At 55.0% G+C, this 15,399-nt stretch carries 16 protein-coding genes and 1 pseudogene; 13 read left to right on the top strand and 4 right to left on the bottom strand.

Annotated features, from left to right (window positions below; genetic code table 11):
- The 8 genes and pseudogenes from MLE19_RS20955 to MLE19_RS20990 form a co-directional block, all read left to right on the top strand.
- Nucleotides 1-581 (top strand): annotated as a pseudogene (locus MLE19_RS20955) (hypothetical protein); the annotation flags it as partial.
- Nucleotides 582-625: 44 nt separating this feature from the next.
- Nucleotides 626-1,006: a hypothetical protein gene (locus MLE19_RS20960; protein WP_240720230.1), complete on the top strand. Its 381-nt coding sequence runs from the start codon at nt 626-628 to the stop codon at nt 1,004-1,006.
- An 88-nt stretch (nt 1,007-1,094) separates the two neighbouring features.
- Nucleotides 1,095-1,619 (top strand): TetR/AcrR family transcriptional regulator, encoded by a 525-nt coding sequence (locus MLE19_RS20965; protein ID WP_240720232.1) that lies wholly within the window; start codon nt 1,095-1,097, stop codon nt 1,617-1,619.
- Nucleotides 1,616-2,812 carry an MFS transporter gene (locus MLE19_RS20970; RefSeq protein ID WP_240720234.1) on the top strand — a complete coding sequence of 399 codons (1,197 nt, stop codon included), beginning with the start codon at nt 1,616-1,618 and terminating at the stop codon, nt 2,810-2,812. Before MLE19_RS20965 ends, MLE19_RS20970 begins: the two co-directional genes overlap by 4 nt.
- Nucleotides 2,813-3,514: 702 nt before the next feature.
- The gene (locus MLE19_RS20975) at nt 3,515-3,943 is read left to right on the top strand and encodes a DUF2231 domain-containing protein (protein ID WP_240720236.1); all 429 of its coding nucleotides are present in this window, start codon (nt 3,515-3,517) and stop codon (nt 3,941-3,943) included.
- Nucleotides 3,940-5,229: a PQQ-dependent sugar dehydrogenase gene (locus tag MLE19_RS20980; RefSeq protein WP_240720238.1), complete on the top strand. Its 1,290-nt coding sequence runs from the start codon at nt 3,940-3,942 to the stop codon at nt 5,227-5,229. Before MLE19_RS20975 ends, MLE19_RS20980 begins: the two co-directional genes overlap by 4 nt.
- Before the next feature lie 80 nt (nt 5,230-5,309).
- Complete coding sequence (locus tag MLE19_RS20985) at nt 5,310-5,855, top strand: hypothetical protein (protein WP_240720240.1); 546 nt, start codon at nt 5,310-5,312, stop codon at nt 5,853-5,855.
- 79 nt (nt 5,856-5,934) lie between these two features.
- On the top strand, nt 5,935-6,231 hold the full coding sequence (locus MLE19_RS20990) for a DUF1330 domain-containing protein (protein WP_008957813.1): 297 nt from the start codon (nt 5,935-5,937) through the stop codon (nt 6,229-6,231).
- Between the two features lie 111 nt (nt 6,232-6,342).
- Here the strand turns inward: MLE19_RS20990 and MLE19_RS20995 are convergent, their stop codons facing one another.
- On the bottom strand, nt 6,343-8,469 hold the full coding sequence (locus MLE19_RS20995; RefSeq protein WP_240720242.1) for a TonB-dependent siderophore receptor: 2,127 nt from the start codon (nt 8,467-8,469) through the stop codon (nt 6,343-6,345).
- A gap of 269 nt (nt 8,470-8,738) precedes the next feature.
- Here MLE19_RS20995 and MLE19_RS21000 point away from each other — a divergent pair, with 269 nt between their 5' ends.
- Genes MLE19_RS21000 through MLE19_RS21015 form a run of 4 tightly spaced genes read left to right on the top strand, consistent with a single transcriptional unit; the run spans nt 8,739 to nt 12,658 of the window.
- A complete protein-coding gene (locus tag MLE19_RS21000; protein WP_240720243.1) occupies nt 8,739-9,734 on the top strand; it encodes an iron-siderophore ABC transporter substrate-binding protein in 996 nt (331 codons plus the stop codon).
- Nucleotides 9,691-10,782, top strand: a complete 1,092-nt coding sequence (locus tag MLE19_RS21005) for a FecCD family ABC transporter permease (protein ID WP_240720244.1) — start codon at nt 9,691-9,693, stop codon at nt 10,780-10,782. The genes MLE19_RS21000 and MLE19_RS21005 overlap by 44 nt, the downstream gene beginning before the upstream one ends.
- The gene (locus tag MLE19_RS21010) at nt 10,779-11,822 is read left to right on the top strand and encodes a FecCD family ABC transporter permease (protein WP_240720246.1); all 1,044 of its coding nucleotides are present in this window, start codon (nt 10,779-10,781) and stop codon (nt 11,820-11,822) included. The genes MLE19_RS21005 and MLE19_RS21010 overlap by 4 nt, the downstream gene beginning before the upstream one ends.
- Nucleotides 11,819-12,658 (top strand): ABC transporter ATP-binding protein, encoded by an 840-nt coding sequence (locus tag MLE19_RS21015; protein WP_240720248.1) that lies wholly within the window; start codon nt 11,819-11,821, stop codon nt 12,656-12,658. Before MLE19_RS21010 ends, MLE19_RS21015 begins: the two co-directional genes overlap by 4 nt.
- 42 nt (nt 12,659-12,700) lie before the next feature.
- Here the strand turns inward: MLE19_RS21015 and MLE19_RS21020 are convergent, their stop codons facing one another.
- Entirely contained in the window at nt 12,701-13,132 is a 432-nt protein-coding gene (locus MLE19_RS21020; RefSeq protein WP_240720250.1) for a type II toxin-antitoxin system VapC family toxin, read from the bottom strand.
- The gene (locus MLE19_RS21025) at nt 13,129-13,383 is read right to left on the bottom strand and encodes a FitA-like ribbon-helix-helix domain-containing protein (protein ID WP_240720252.1); all 255 of its coding nucleotides are present in this window, start codon (nt 13,381-13,383) and stop codon (nt 13,129-13,131) included. The genes MLE19_RS21020 and MLE19_RS21025 overlap by 4 nt, the downstream gene beginning before the upstream one ends.
- A 212-nt stretch (nt 13,384-13,595) precedes the next feature.
- Here MLE19_RS21025 and MLE19_RS21030 point away from each other — a divergent pair, with 212 nt between their 5' ends.
- Complete coding sequence (locus tag MLE19_RS21030; protein ID WP_240720254.1) at nt 13,596-14,105, top strand: cupin domain-containing protein; 510 nt, start codon at nt 13,596-13,598, stop codon at nt 14,103-14,105.
- A 192-nt stretch (nt 14,106-14,297) separates the two neighbouring features.
- Here MLE19_RS21030 and MLE19_RS21035 read toward each other — a convergent pair whose 3' ends face one another.
- Complete coding sequence (locus MLE19_RS21035; protein ID WP_240720256.1) at nt 14,298-14,810, bottom strand: virulence RhuM family protein; 513 nt, start codon at nt 14,808-14,810, stop codon at nt 14,298-14,300.
- Nucleotides 14,811-15,399: the final 589 nt, after the last annotated feature.

Genomic DNA, 15,399 nt, shown 5'->3' on the forward strand with positions numbered 1-15,399 from the left:
ATCTATTTCTCGCCCCGACCATTTCCTATTTATGGGACTGGCTCGATATCGATGATGAAGACAATATTGTCACTTACCAGTCACTTCCTGTACGCGGGGCATCTCTCTATTATCACTCGGTCAGTACCGTGCAAAAAAATCTCGAAGCCGCACGCTTTAATAAACCTGTCCTGATGACGATGAGTCAACATGATAGCGTCCTTGACCCCAACGCGACGCTCACTGCCTTTCAAAACCGCTTTCCCAACTTACAATCGCGCTTCATCTGGTATGGCGATCCACCACAGCACCGTGAAGATCCCCGCGTCACCGTCCTTACCAGCCACCTTCCCGATCGGCGAATCAGCAACTTTTCCCACATGAATGTGCTGTTTGCGCCCGAGAATACCTATTACGGTCAAGCGGGTAGCTACCTCATGCTGGAAAACGGCCAGGACGGTCTCTCCCCTCCCGATGACCAAGGCACTCTGTGGTTCGGCGCATGGGGCCAGAGCGAAGCAGAAAAATACCACGCCCGTCTGACTTGGAACCCCTATTTTCTCGAACTTCTCGCCAATATCCGCGCAGTTACAGACGGCTAACCAGCGAAAACATCTGACTGATTAAGAATAAAAAGGGTAACGACATGCTTGTCACTAAGCCTTCACAGCTAAAGTTCTTTTTACTAGCGCTCTGCGTGGAAGGGAAAACATTATTCACAGACATTTGGCTGCCGGAAGCGCCTGGCAATCTAAGTTATTTACAGTACTTTGCTTTACGCATAACAATTTCTTTAATTGCTTTTTTGGCCTTACTTATAATGACAATTAATAATGAATCAGTTGAAATTATTATTGCCATCTTCAACGTTGAAGCTAGCACTCTAGCCTTTCTCTTTTCAAAAATTAAAACCAAAGGCACTACAGCTTGGCTGATAAGTTCTATTGAGGATGAGGTAATAGAATCCACCAATACCATAGGGTTGGCAGGTGTGGGGACTCTTGTAGTTATACATTTTTTGGCCTGATCCATTCCTTAAATGTCATGTTGAAGGTCGGATGACGAACTGACCATTAACAATTGACGGTGTAAAGTGATCGTTTTACACTGGCCACATGGATACCAAAACAAAGCTTATTTCGTCAGCAGAACACCTTTTCGACCGGCACGGCTTTACCGCCACCGGTATGGACAAGCTAACCCAGGCCGCTGGCATGTCAAGCCGCACGCTTTACAAACATGCTGGCAGCAAAACGGCGCTGATAAGCGATGTGCTCGCAGAACGGCACCGGCGCTTCCAGCGCTCCATCGAAGTAGACACTGTTGCGGCACTGTTTGATGCGCTGGAAGCGTGGGTGCGGGTCGAAGGCTGCCGCGGGTGCCTTTTCCTGCGCGCGCAGGGTGAAACCGGCGGCGATACGCCGGAAATTGCCGACGCTGTGCGGACACATAAGGCGGCTCTCTATGAAAAAATTCAGGAAATCGTCAGCCTAGAGACCGGTGGCCGTCATCCGGAACTAGCCGAACAGGTTCTGGTTCTTTTCGAGGGCGCAACGGCGACGGCTATCTACCGTGGTGTGGACGCCATCGTGTCGGCACGCGCTGCGGCATTAACCCTTATCCATCAGGCTCGCGCATGAGCCCCAGCCTTTATTTGGGCGCCACCGGCTTTGGCCTAATCGCCGTCTGCTACGGCTTTGCTCGCTTCGCCTTTGGGCTATTCCTGCCCCAGATAGACGCTGACCTTTCCCTATCATCTACCCTCAATGGTTTGATATCCGGCGGCGCTTTTCTGGGCTATTGCGTGGCCATCGTGCTATCGGCGTATCTAACCGAACGCATCGGCGCCCGCGCCGTTGCTGTAGCGGCGGCCCTTGTCGCGGCGGTAGGCATGGTGGGCATCGCAGTGGCGCCTTCTCCCCTGTTGCTCGCTATGGCGGTCATGCTGGCAGGGTCAAGTACCGGTCTTGCATCCCCACCCATGGCCGCAGCGGTAGCCGTCATCGTCCGGCCTGATCGACAAGGCGCCACTAACACAATCATCAATGCCGGCACGGGTGCGGGCGTGGTGCTGTCAGGGCCAGTGGCATTATTGATGGGCGGCCAATGGCGGTTGGCCTTTGCCACCTTTGCCGCATGCGCTTTTTTAATGGCGATAGCAGCCGCCCTCTGTGTCCCAAGCAGTACCAAAAGCAGAACCCAAAGCACATCGAAAAGTGCGCACAATTTTCCACCGCTCACGAGTACGCTCAGGCGTCTTATCATTGCTTCTTTTCTAATGGGCGCCTCGAGTACGGCTCTTTGGTCGTTTGGCAGCCAGCTTGTTTCGCTACGTCTTGGCTGGAGCAGCACGGGCGCCGGACTTCTTTGGATCGCAATAGGGGCCGCAGGCATTGCTGGAGTATTTGCGGGATCTTTGATAACAAGGTTTGGGGTTGACCGCATGCATTGGATATTCCTGGGAGCACTAGCGGCAGGCATTGCCTTGGTTGGATTCGAGAGCACCACACCAGTATTGACATTAAGCGGGGGTATTCTCTTTGGTGTTGCCTATATCATGCTCACCGGTGTCTATCTGGTGTGGGGAGTCTCTGCCCTGCCCGACCGGCCAGCAACGGGTCTGATGATTGGCTTTTTAACCATCGCTATCGGCCAGACCGTAGGTGCGCCAATATTCGGGCTGCTGATGGATCAGTTGAGCATTGATTACGCCGTGATCATCTTCGCGTGCCTCGCGTTTACAGCCGGATTGGCGAAAGCGGGAAACGCGCAGCGCGATCCTTGCTATAACCGCCAGGCGCGGTTAGCCGTCAGTAGAAATAGCGAAAGATGACAGAAAATTTAAGCGTCGATTGAAAAACCTAAAGACTGACTGGTGGGCCTAGCACTGCCAGACCCACCCGCATTACTGGCGATATCAAAACACGCCAGTTTCGTTTACCGATTTATGACAGGTATATCGGACAGGGAAAAGTTCCTTACACCACTGTCTAGCCCTGCAGCTGTCGACGCAGGATAAGTAATTCTGTTGTCTTCACCCGCGCCTTTCTCTGCGAGCGCTACACCTGAAATAAGCACTAATCCAATGATTAATGCCACCCTAAACAATTTCATGATTTACTCCTTATGCTTAGCGAGTTGTTTAACTTTTTAGGCTTAAAGTTACCCATGGCACCGAAGCCATGGCTGACGACATCTCGAGTTTTCTATCTGTCATTTAATCACCTCTTCTACAACAGCCCGATTGGCAATATCCCTCATCAACCTCTACATAATGAGATCAAAATGGCAGAGGCGGAATGCAGAATTCTGGCTATTTATTGCCTAATCCGGTCAATAAATTTAGTTTCAAATAGCTATCAATATTGAAGGAAAACGATAGAAGACCTTCTCTCTCAAGTCTCTTTGGGCAATACCCCGACCATCAACTATACTCCGCCCTAACGAACATGATGTCGTTGTCTGGGATGCTTGGCCGCATGGGTCGTGCCAGCCTCAGTAAATCAATCAGCTCGATCAGCATAAGGAGTTTGCCGTGACAGCCACTGTCGAACGCACTGTTCGAAGCGGAATTCATCCGCTTCATGCAGTACTGCTTGCAGGGACTATTCCTCTCTTTCTGGGTGCCGCGTTAAGCGATTACCTCTACTCAACTAGCTACCATATCCAGTGGAGCACATTCGCTTCCTGGCTAATTGCGGGTGGCCTTGTGTTTACCGGCTTTGCGCTATTAGCGGCGATTATTGGCCTGTTTCGTGCCGCTGGGCGCCGTGGCCGCTCTCTGTTCTACCTTTTTCTGCTGCTTGTTACCTGGGTGGTTGGCTTTATCAATGAGCTGGTTCATGCCCGTGATGCTTGGGCGATGATGCCCACTGGCTTTGTTCTTTCGATAGTCGTTACCGTACTGGCTTGCGCGGCCACCTGGATCGGTTTTTCTCTTCGCAGCGCAGGAGGTAAGCCATGAAGGTTTCCTGCATTCGTTACATTTCCCCCCTTGCAGTGCTACTAATCGCAAGTAGCGCCAGCGCTCAGCAGTATGGTGCGACCCCAGCACTGCCAGAACCACAGCGCGGACTGTTGCCAAACATGGCCGTGCCTGAGAAAGCAGAATGGGGCAACCAGCAGCCCATCGTGCCCGAAGGTTATACGATCACGGCTATCGCTAATGACCTAAAAGTTCCCCGTCAGACCTTGGTACTACCGAATGGGGACATTCTTGTGGCCGAGGGTAAAGGCGGCGGTAACGCACCGAAATCGCGTCCCAAGGATTTCATTGCTGGGTTGATTCAGGCACAGGGCACGACCTCGGTCGAAAGCGGTAACCGCTTGACCTTGCTGCGCGATGAAAATGGCGATGGCAACTACGAACAGTCGGTCTTTGCTGAAGATCTCAATGCGCCTTATGGGCTTGCTCTAGTGGATGACAACCTCTATGTCGCTAATCAAGATGCCTTGGTTCGTTTCGATTATGAGGAAGGGCAAACCGAGGCCAATGGGCCGCCAGAGCTAGTAACGCTACTGCCATCTGCCATCAACCACCACTGGACCAAATCACTTACCGCGAGCACGAACGGGCGTTTTCTGTATGTCGGCATTGGCTCCAATAGCAATATCACCGAACGCGGTATGGAGGCAGAAGTTGATCGCGCCGAAATTTGGGAGATCAACGCGCGAACGGGTGCCCATCGAGCCTATGCTACCGGCGTGCGTAATCCCACGGCACTGACTATTCAGCCAGAGACCAATCAGCTTTGGGCAGTGGCGAACGAGCGCGATGAACTCGGCCCAGACCTGGTTCCCGACTACCTCACCTCTATTCAGGAAGGCGGCTTCTATGGCTGGCCGTATAGTTATTGGGGGCAGAATGTAGATACACGCGTTCAACCACAGGATCCCCAAAAAGTGGAATCTGCGATTGCGCCTGATTACAGCCTGGGCTCGCATGTGGCGCCGCTTGGCGTAGCTTTCTCAATCCCCGAAATGGGTGATGAGTTCGCTGAGGGTGTGTTTATCGGCGAACACGGTAGTTGGAACCGCGCCGACCCCGTTGGCTATAAGGTCGTGTTTGTGCCCTTCAGCAACGGAGAACCCGATGGCGATCCCATTGACTTCGTTTCCGGGTTTCTGACGGAAGATGGTCAAACCCGCGGTCGTCCGGTCGGCGTCACCATCGACCCCGAAGGCGCTCTTATCATCGCTGATGATCTGACGAACGCCGTATGGCGTGTCACCTATGACGGTGACGAATAAGACGCTTAAATTAATAGCGTGAAGAAGGCGGCAGCCGCTTAGGCTGCCGCCTTTTCCGTTTGCTATAAAAAGGACCTTATATGATCCAGTCACTTGAAGAGCTTGAGGCCATTAAACAATCGTGCCGCTCGATGGTTACGAAGAGCTCGGGCCTTTCCGCGGGCACCGCCATCATTCCCATCCCAGGCGTGAACATTGGGTCGGATGTCGCCATATTGCTGCGGTTAATTCCCAAGATTAACGAAAAATTTGGCTTATCGCCTGAACAGATCGAGAGTCTGGATGCAGAGACCCGGCTATTTGTAATGAGCTCTATCTCAACGACCGGCAGCAAGATGGCTGGCAAATATATCACCCGTAAATTGATCACGGTGATGTTAAAAAAGATGGCTGGCAGGATCTCGGCCAAAAGTGCGTCGACATATGTGCCCTTCCTGGGTAGCGCTATTGCGGGCGGCATCAGCTTTGCCACCATGAAGTACATGGGCAACAGCCATATCGACGACTGTTACGAGATAGTCCTGGCAACGCTGGAAAACGAGCAACTGGAGCCCTTGGCCTTGATAGCGCCAGCCCCAGAACCGGTGCCGCCCCTAACAGCCGATATTTCCAGCAAAGCTGAATAACGATCTTTCTAATGGGGCTCCGCTGTTAGGCGATGATATGCTCTAGCTGATTGATTAACGATGACATCAGGAGAACTGAATGCCCGCTTATGTCGTACTGACCCGCGAACACACCCACGATGCCCAGGAGATGGAGCGCTACGGCGAGAAGGCGAAAGCCGCTCGTGAAGGCCACGACCCGCAGCCGCTCGCCTTCTACGGTGATTTTGAAGTGCTGGAAGGCAGCGCTATGGAAGGAGCCGTGATTCTGCGCTTCCCCGATATGGCCGCTGCACGCGCCTGGTATGAAAGCCCCGCCTACCAGGAAGCTCGCAAGCACCGCTTCCAGGGTGCCGACTACCGCGTCTTTATCGTTGACGGTGTTCAAGAAGCGTAAAGCGCAAAAACCCCCGCCTTTAAAAGCGGGGGTTTGCGTTAGCTGCCTAGATGGCCCAATACATCGGCTAGTCTCCCCGACCAGTACCGCCTAGAAATGGGCGATAGGGCATCACCAGCGATAGCTTACTTTAGCGCTGATTTCGCGCCCCGGATTATAGTAGTCGGCCGTGCCGGAACCGACCACGTGCTGCTCGTCGAGTAAGTTGCTGACGTTGACGGCCAGATAGGCGTCTTGGGTGAGCTGGTAGCTGAAAGCCGCATCGAAGAGCGTTGCTGCATCGCTTTTGGACGTATTGGCGGTATCAAAGTAGTAAGAACCGACATAGCGGGCGCCAAGGCCAACACTCATATCCTGACTTGGCAAGGTATAGTAGCCCCACAACGACGCCGTATGTTTGGGTGCCGCGGTAAACTCGTTACCTTCTCTGGCGGCGTTACTGTCGCGCACCACCTCCGACTCCATATACGAGTAGCCACCGGCCAAGCTCAGGTTGTCGGTCAGCTCGGCCTTGGCCTCAAGATCAAGGCCTCGTACACGGGACTCACCTACGGTTTCCCGTGCGATAACACCATTGTCCTGTACCACCGAGATCGTCACATCATCCCTGGTCAGGTCATAGATGGCTGCCGAGAACAGTGCATTCGTTCCAAAGGGGGCGTATTTCGCGCCAATTTCGTACTGTTCACCCCGTTCAGGCTTAACGCCAATCGTGGGCGGTGCAACCGACTCCACCATGCTGATATAGGTGGAAATTTCGTCGGTAACGCGATAGGTCAGCGCCCCGCGAACGGAGGTTTCCGAGTAGTCGTCAGACTCGGTGACGCCAGCCATGTTGGTGCTGGAGATATCCAGAGCGTCGTTGCGCACGCCCGCGGTCACGATGAATCGATCATAGAAGGACAAGTTCTGGGTCAGGAAGACCGACTCGGTGGTGAAGTCCTGCTTGTTACTGCTGTAAACATTCAAGCTACTTGGGGCGCCGCTAAAGACGGGGTTCGCCAGATCGATTGGCTGGGCATCACCGTAGATGGAGCTGTCTTCGGTTGAGGCATCGCGGTACTCGACACCCACCAACGTGCTGCTATCAACCTGATCAAAGCGGGCGTCGTATTGCAGGATAGCGTTGCCGATCAGCTCCTGAGCTTCGTTGTCGGTACCAAAGTAATCGCGATCCACCACGCTACCAACTCGCGCCGCAGAGTCAGTGATATAGACGTAACCGAAGTCGTCGGTCAGGTCGCTGTAACGCAGGTTACCGCGCAATGTCAGCCCATTATTGAAATCATGAGTGAGCTGCCCGGTCAGGCTGGTACGCTCGACATCGTGATAATTAAAGCTAGGCTCACCAAAAAACTCGCTGCGATCATACTCCCGGTCAAGCGGATAACCACCGCTGTTAGGGGTGTCGTCACGCTTCAAGTAATCGAAGATAACGCTCGCTGACGTGGCATCCGTTGGCTCCCAGGTCAGACCGCCCATCAAGAAACCGTTATTGTCTTTGGAGTGATCGTATTCGCGGTCGCTGTCTCTAATGGTGCCGGTGAAACGGTAGGCCACTGTCTCGTCAGCGTTCAGCGTGTCACCCACATCAATACCGGCCTCTTTTGCGTCAAATGAGCCGTAGGAGAGATAGCCCTCGCCAAACCGTTCAAAGCGTGGCCGTTTGCTGACAAAGTTAACCGAACCACCCGGATCTGCCGGACCAAACAGGGTGGAGTTGGCGCCACGCAACACCTCGACACGCTCGTAGGCGTAGGGTTCTTCACGAACACCGCGCATTGAGCCTAACGTCAGCCCATCACGGTAGGTCGTTGCCTGGAACCCGCGAATTTTAAAGTAGTCGTTACGGTCATCGGTGCCGTAGTAATCGGTGAGGACACCGGGTGTATATTGCAGCACTTCTTCAGTGGTAGAGGCGTTGCGCTGCTCGATCTCTTTCTCAGTAATGACCGACACGGAGGCGGGGGTATCGAGAATACTGGTGGCAACCTTACCACCCACCCACAGCTCCTGGGCAACGATCGAGTTGGCATCATCATCAGCGTAGGCTTGGGCGTTGACGATAATGGGAGCAAGCCGATAGCCCTCACTATTGTCACTGCCATCGCCGGTTTCCTGTGCGTTCCCAATCATGGGAATGGTGACCAGCGTCGTGCCGCACAGAATGGCAGTCGTGGTCTGCTGCCACCGTAAACGGCTAGTGTTACGCCGGACGGTGCCTTTGCTATCAGTCATGTTGAAGATCCCTTGAAATGATTAAACCGGCCTTGCTCGCCTTATGGTTTTCTTTTTGAAAAGCCGGGAGAGTATCCGAAGCTAGCATCACCGAGTCAATAGTGCTAATGTCAATCATAATCATTTACTTTAAAAATAGCGACCACACTGGCAACACGCCCTACGTTATCTGAGCCACTTGCCAAGCCCACTGACACCGCGAACTTACCTCTTGGTGATCGCGCTATTTCAAAGCGTTATTTCAAATACAAAAGCTTTCGGAGGAAGCGATGGCATCGCTCCATCAATGTCTGGCCGCCTATATGGCGCTTTTTACTGCGTGCAGCCTTGGCGCTGCGCCCGTTGGCGCGCAGCAATATCCCCTTGAAATCGAACATGCGCTGGGTACCACCGTGCTGCCAGAAAAACCCGAGCGGGTAGCGACCGTGGCCTGGGCCAATCACGAAGTGTCACTGGCGCTTGGCGTGGTACCGGTCGGCTTTGCCGCTGCCAACTTTGGGGATGACAACGGCAACGGCCTGCTGCCCTGGGTGGAAGCCCGACTTGACGAGCTGGGTAGCGCGCCCCCGCCCCTATTCGACGAAGGCGATGGAATTGATTTTGAAGCCGTGGCTGCCAGCCAGCCCGATGTGATTCTGGCGGCCTACTCGGGGCTGAGCCCGGCGGACTACACCACCCTGAGCCAGATTGCCCCGGTGGTGGCCTTCCCCCAAGGCCCCTGGGCAACCGACTGGCGCGATATGATCCAACTGAACAGCCAAGGCATGGGCATGGCCGAGGAAGGCCAGGCACTCATCGAGCAGCTTGAGGCAGACATTGCCGATACCGCCGCCAGCCATCCGAACCTTGCGGGCAAATCCGCCATGTTCGTAACCCACCTAGACCCCTCCAACCTGGGGCGCATTTCGTTTTACACCGACAACGACGCGCGGGTGCGGTTTTTTCACGACCTCGGGTTAGTCTCGCCTGAAGTCGTTAAACAGAACTCCACCCCCGGCAAATTCGCTGGCGAAATAAGCGCGGAACTGATCGATGAACTCAACGACGTGGATATTCTCGTCACTTACGGCGGTCAGCCGCTGATCGAACAGCTCAACTCGCACCCGCTTACCTCCCGCCTGCCGGTGGTAGAAAACGGCGCCATTGTCTTGCTCGGCAATACGCCGCTGGGTACAGCTGCCAACCCTACCCCCATGTCGATTTCATGGTTACTGGACGATTATGCAGACCTGCTCTCAGAAGCCGCACGCAAGTCACAACAGTAGCGTCCCGGCGTCTGGCTCAAGCGTTAATCGCGCTGTCGCTCTTCGCATCAAATGCAACGCTGCCCAGCGGTTGTCCGGTGGCGCAGCGCTGCTTATCCTGCTCGGCCTTGCCGCCATGCTCTCTGTCGCGTTTGGTGCCCGAGAGGTGGGCTGGTCAGAAATCGTCGCCGCACTGAGCGGCCAGGTAGAAACCATTGGCGATGCCGCCGTGGCCAGCCGCCTGCCGCGCACGTTGCTTGCCATGCTGGCTGGGGCCGCCCTAGGAGTTTCTGGTGGAGTCATGCAGGGCCTGACCCGCAACCCGCTGGCCGACCCCGGCCTGCTGGGCATCAACGCCGGGGCGGCGCTAGCGGTGGTGATTGGCATTGCCTGGTTCGGTATCGATGAAACGACCAGCTACCTCTGGACAGCCATTGCTGGCGCCGGTATCGCAGCCTGTGCGGTTTATGCCATTGCCAGCCTCGGCCACGGCGGCGCCACGCCGCTCAGGCTGGCCCTGGCAGGGGCGGCCATTACCGCCGCGCTTAGCTCGCTGACGACCGCCGTGGTGTTACCGCGTGGCGATATCGGAGGGCTGGTGCAATCTTGGTTAGTCGGCGGCGTGGGCGGCGCGACCTACGAGCAACTTCTGCCCATACTGCCCTTTCTGATCACAGGATTTGTGATCACCCTGCTCGCCGCGCGCAAGCTCAATATGCTGGCACTGGGCGATGACACCGCTACCGGGCTGGGTGAAAAGGTAGCGGTAGCTCGAGCCATGTCAGCCATCGGTGCGGTGCTGCTGTGCGGGTCGATCACCGCCGTTTGTGGCCCGATCGGTTTTGTAGGACTGGTGGTGCCCCACGCCTGCCGCCTGCTAGCAGGTGGCGATTACCGCTGGCTGCTGCCCTTCTCTGCTCTGGGTGGTGCCGTACTCCTGACGTTTGCAGACGTGGCCGGGCGGCTGGTGGCCCACCCATCGGAGCTGGACGTGGGTATTGTGACCGCCTTTATCGGCGCGCCGGTATTTATCTGGATTGTGCGCAACCGCAAGGTAGGCTCGCTATGAGCCAGCCGCCCCTCAACGCCATCAGCCACATCCGGTACATTCGCCGGACGAACGCCAGGCACCGCACACGCATCATGGCGGTGCTTGCTGCCTGCCTTTTAGCAGGCGTGTTATTAACCCTGATGCTGGGGCAGTCCTTCACGCCGCTAACCTCGGTGCTACGCATACTGGGCGGTGCGGAAGTGCCGGGAGCTGGATTCACCGTGCGCGAGCTGCGCCTGCCCAGGGCCGCCATTTCCGTCCTGGTAGGCGCCTGTTTTGGCCTGGGCGGCATCGCCTTTCAGACCATGCTGCGCAACCCGCTAGCAAGCCCGGACATCATTGGCATCAGCACCGGCGCCAGCACCGGTGCCGTGTTTGCCATCGTAGTGCTTTCGCTGAGCGGCCCGGCGGTGTCGATGGTCGCGATTGCTGCCGGGCTGGGTGTGTCGCTGTTGATCTACACGCTCTCCTGGCGCCAGGGCGTGACCGGCGGTCGGTTGATTCTGATTGGCATTGGCCTGGCCGCGATGCTGCAAAGCGTGACCGCCTACCTTCTGATGCGCGCCCCCAGTTGGACGCTACAAGAAGCCCTGCGCTGGCTCACCGGTAGCGTCAACGGCGCGCAGCTGGATCAAGCGCTGCCGCTATTAGTTGCCCTACTCCTGTTCGGCGGACTATTGCTGAGCCGCCAACGCGATCTAGACACCCTGCGCATGGGTGACGACCTTGCCGCCGGGCTGGGGGTTCGCCTGGCGGTGACGCGGGTAATCGTGATCATCACCGCGGTGGCACTGGTGTCATTTGCCACCGCCGTTTCCGGCCCGGTGGCCTTTGTGGCGTTCCTTTCCGGCCCCATTGCGGCGCGCTTGGTGGGCCACAACGGCTCACTGCTGCTGCCCGCCGCGCTGGTAGGTGCTCTGCTGGTGCTATTAGGCGATTATGCGGGCCAGTTTCTACTGCCCGCCCGCTACCCGGTCGGCATTGTGACCGGCGTACTGGGCGCGCCCTATCTTCTCTATTTGATACTTCGCGACAATAAAACTCGAGGCTCCCTATGAGCGCTTGCTCACTACTCGCCCAAGGTCTGGTGGCAGGCTATGGGGAACGCACCATTCTCAATGAGGTGAATCTCAACGTACTGGCTGGCCACACGACCGCGATCGTGGGCGCCAATGCCTGTGGGAAATCGACGCTTTTGCGCGTGCTTTCCCGGTTATTAACGCCCACCCAGGGCAGCGTATTGCTGGAGGGTAACGCCATCCATCAACTGCCCACCCGCCGCTTGGCGCAGCAACTTGGGTTTCTGCCGCAATCACCCATCGCCCCGGAGGGCATTAGCGTACTCGAACTGGTCAGCCGGGGCCGCCACCCGCACCAGGGGCTTTTCAAACGCTGGAGCACTGCCGATGAGAACGCCGTTGCCGACGCCCTGGCCGCCACCCATATGAGCGAGCTGGCCGAGCGCCACGTCGATGAACTTTCCGGCGGTCAGCGCCAGCGGGTGTGGATCGCCATGGCACTGGCCCAGCAAACCAAGGTGCTGCTGCTGGACGAACCCACCACCTTTCTGGACATCAACCACCAGGTCGACGTGCTCGACCTTCTCACCGACCTCAACCAGCAGCGTGGCACCACCATCGTCATGGTGCTCCACGAACTCAACCTAGCTGCCCGCTATGCTGACCAACTGGTCGCCATGGCCAACGGAAAGGTTTACGCGGTAGGCCCACCAGAGAAGATTCTGACCGAGCAGATGGTGCGCGACGTGTTTGGCCTGGAGAGCCGGGTCATCGAAGACCCCGTTACCGGCAAGCCGATGATGATCCCGCTAGGGCGGCACGGGGTAAGTAAGCAGCATCAAGTTTCGGCTGCAGAGATAGCGGTACAGATGTGAAGTCGCCTGAGGCGTAAACTTTATGAAACGTGGTTATCGCTTTTAAAGCGGCCGTTTAGGCTCATCCCAAGGATTAATGACATCGACGTTGGCCGCCTCAAACGGCGCCATATCGCGGGATGCGACTTTATAGCCCTGTGATACCGCAATCGCTGCAATGTAGCCATCGGGCACAGGAAAGCCTCGTCCGGCGGTTCTTGCCATCACTGCCAACTCGGCATACTGCCGAGCGGCATCCGCGTCAAAGGGTAGTATCCGACCTTTGAAAAGCTGCATAAGGCCATCCAAGGCCTCACTTAGCATGTCCTTGCGCTTGCCGCTGGGTAGCGCCGCAATACCAAATAACAATTCTGCCAATGTGACACTAGACAGGTATAGCGTTTCGGCCGACTGCTCATTGAGCCAAGCTCTAACGGCTTGATCTGGGTCGGGTTTCATTGCCTCTGAAACGACATTAGTATCCAGAACAATCATTCAAAACTCATCGGTTCGGCCGGTGTTTTCTTACGTTCTTGCTCAAGAACCGCAATATCTTCGTTGGTCAATTCAACCTTGCGACCCAGATCCGCCAGAGCATCGCCCATTTTGAGGCGCGTTTCTGGACGTATGACCTCTTCTAAAATGGCACGCACTTCAGCTTCAGCGCTGCGGTGATGCTGCTTGGCTCGTGCTTTAAGGGCGTTGTGTACTTCATCGGGTATGCTTCTAATGGTCATCATGCCCATAGGTGGCTACCTCCTAATGAATAGAATAAATACTGACAATGATTGCATTCAATATAGATAATTGCATTCAAAAAGCAAGCATAATTCAGGTAAAACCAATCTGTTATTTAAAAAATTAAGGCGAGTCCCAACGCGGTAATCCTTAATAACCCTGCTAGGCTAAAACGTATATTCACCGCATTAACTGCTTATTTCAGTTGAAGGAGACCATTGTGAAGGATTCACAGCCCGAGTTACTGCATTTGGACAGCGATGAAATGACCGGCTACCCCAACTCGCCACTGCCGGTGCTGATTTACCGTCAGGTTCTCGACACCAGCAATGCAGAAGAACGAGCTGATTCATTCGAAGCAATGTTCAAACGCCACGGCTGGCCGCCGGCGTGGCGCTACCACCTGTATGACTTTGATCACTTCCACTCTACCGCCCACGAGGCACTAGGCATCTTCCGCGGTCAAGCTCGGGCACGGCTGGGCGGCCCTCACGGCCAAGAAACAGTGCTTAAAGCAGGTGATGTGCTGGTACTACCCGCGGGGGTTGGGCATGCCAGCGTAGAAGCAGATGATGATTTCTGCATGGTCGGCGCCTATCCACCAGGCCAAGAGCCGGAAATAGAGCGCGGCGACCCCGCACAGCTGGCAGCAGCACAATCGCGAGTCGCGACCGTGGCATTACCTGAAAACGCCCCGGTAGGCGGGCCACTAGCAGCGCTGTGGGAGTAAGGTTCTTAGCAGGCGGAGGGATCTGCCTACTGGAAGAGGTAGTGATTCGGCGCTGGGCTTAGCCCAACAATCTCTTGCTGCAGCGTCATCTCCAAGCGCCAGCACAACACTAATCAGCTCACTTTATGAGCCGAATATGGTTTATATTCGGCTCATAAGCCAGTTAGCCTTCACCCTTATCTTCCATGCAGTTTATGCATGACTCCAGGAACGAGCGTAATCGCTAATCACACGAGCAACCGCTTCGCCTTCTGTTGAAACCAAGCCTTGATTGGTCAGGGTTCGACTGAGCAAACTCACCGCCTGCTCAAACTCTATGCCACGCTCGGTTAGGCGTCGCTGGTTGAGGGTATAGCCTTGCACCAAATGGTCTTTTAATACTTGAGTTGCCCACTTACGAAATTGCACACCACGCTGAGATTTCACTCGATAGCCGACTGAAATAATCACATCTAAATTGTAATACTCAACCTGATAGATCTTACCGTCAGCGGCAGTTGTTGCATTTTTTGCAACAACTGGCTCCCTTTCAAGCTCACCTTCAAGAAAGATGTTGCGAATGTGGCGAGATATCACAGACTTATCCCGACCGTATAGATTAGTCATCTGATCTAAACTCAGCCAAACGGTCTCTTGTTCCAGCGTTACCTCTAGATGTGATTGCCCATCTTCGCTAGTGAATATCTGTATTTGCTGATCATTCATGAGTGTTGCCTCCCAGGTTTACATACAGCGCCTTGCATCTCCAAAACAAGCATCTTCAAAACAAGCACCTCCCAAGCAAGCAGTGCTCAATCCAGCAGTACTCATCTTTCCATACTAAAAGAGAGGCTCAAGCGCGCCCGCAATCAGAGGTTAAGTAAACCTTATCATAAAAACTGTTTATTCATACAGCAAAGTATTGACATGGTTCTGCCAAGTGAATCAGCCAAGCAAAAGTGGGCGCTTTAAAGCACAAAAATCATCACCACCAGCACCACTATCAGCAGTAGCATGTACACCCTGGCATGAATACGATCATGGAGGGCAACGACAGAGAATTGGCCATGGCATAAGCGAGACAGCTTAGAGGCGACAAGTGCACAAAAGCCCTGCTAGGCTGAAACGCGTCGACATCAGTAATGCATCAGAGAGCGAATACATTCAAAGCCATATTTAAGCGCCAAGGCTGGCCGCCAGCGGGGGTGGGCAAGCCTGCATAAAAGCAGACAATGACTTCTGCATGAATGAGGCAAGGCTTACACACGATCTATTCAGCTCCAGGTTATTAGAAAGCCATCGTCATTGAGCAAAA

The sequence above is a fragment of the Vreelandella neptunia genome (genome assembly GCF_022489065.1).
Lineage (GTDB): Bacteria > Pseudomonadota > Gammaproteobacteria > Pseudomonadales > Halomonadaceae > Vreelandella > Vreelandella neptunia_A.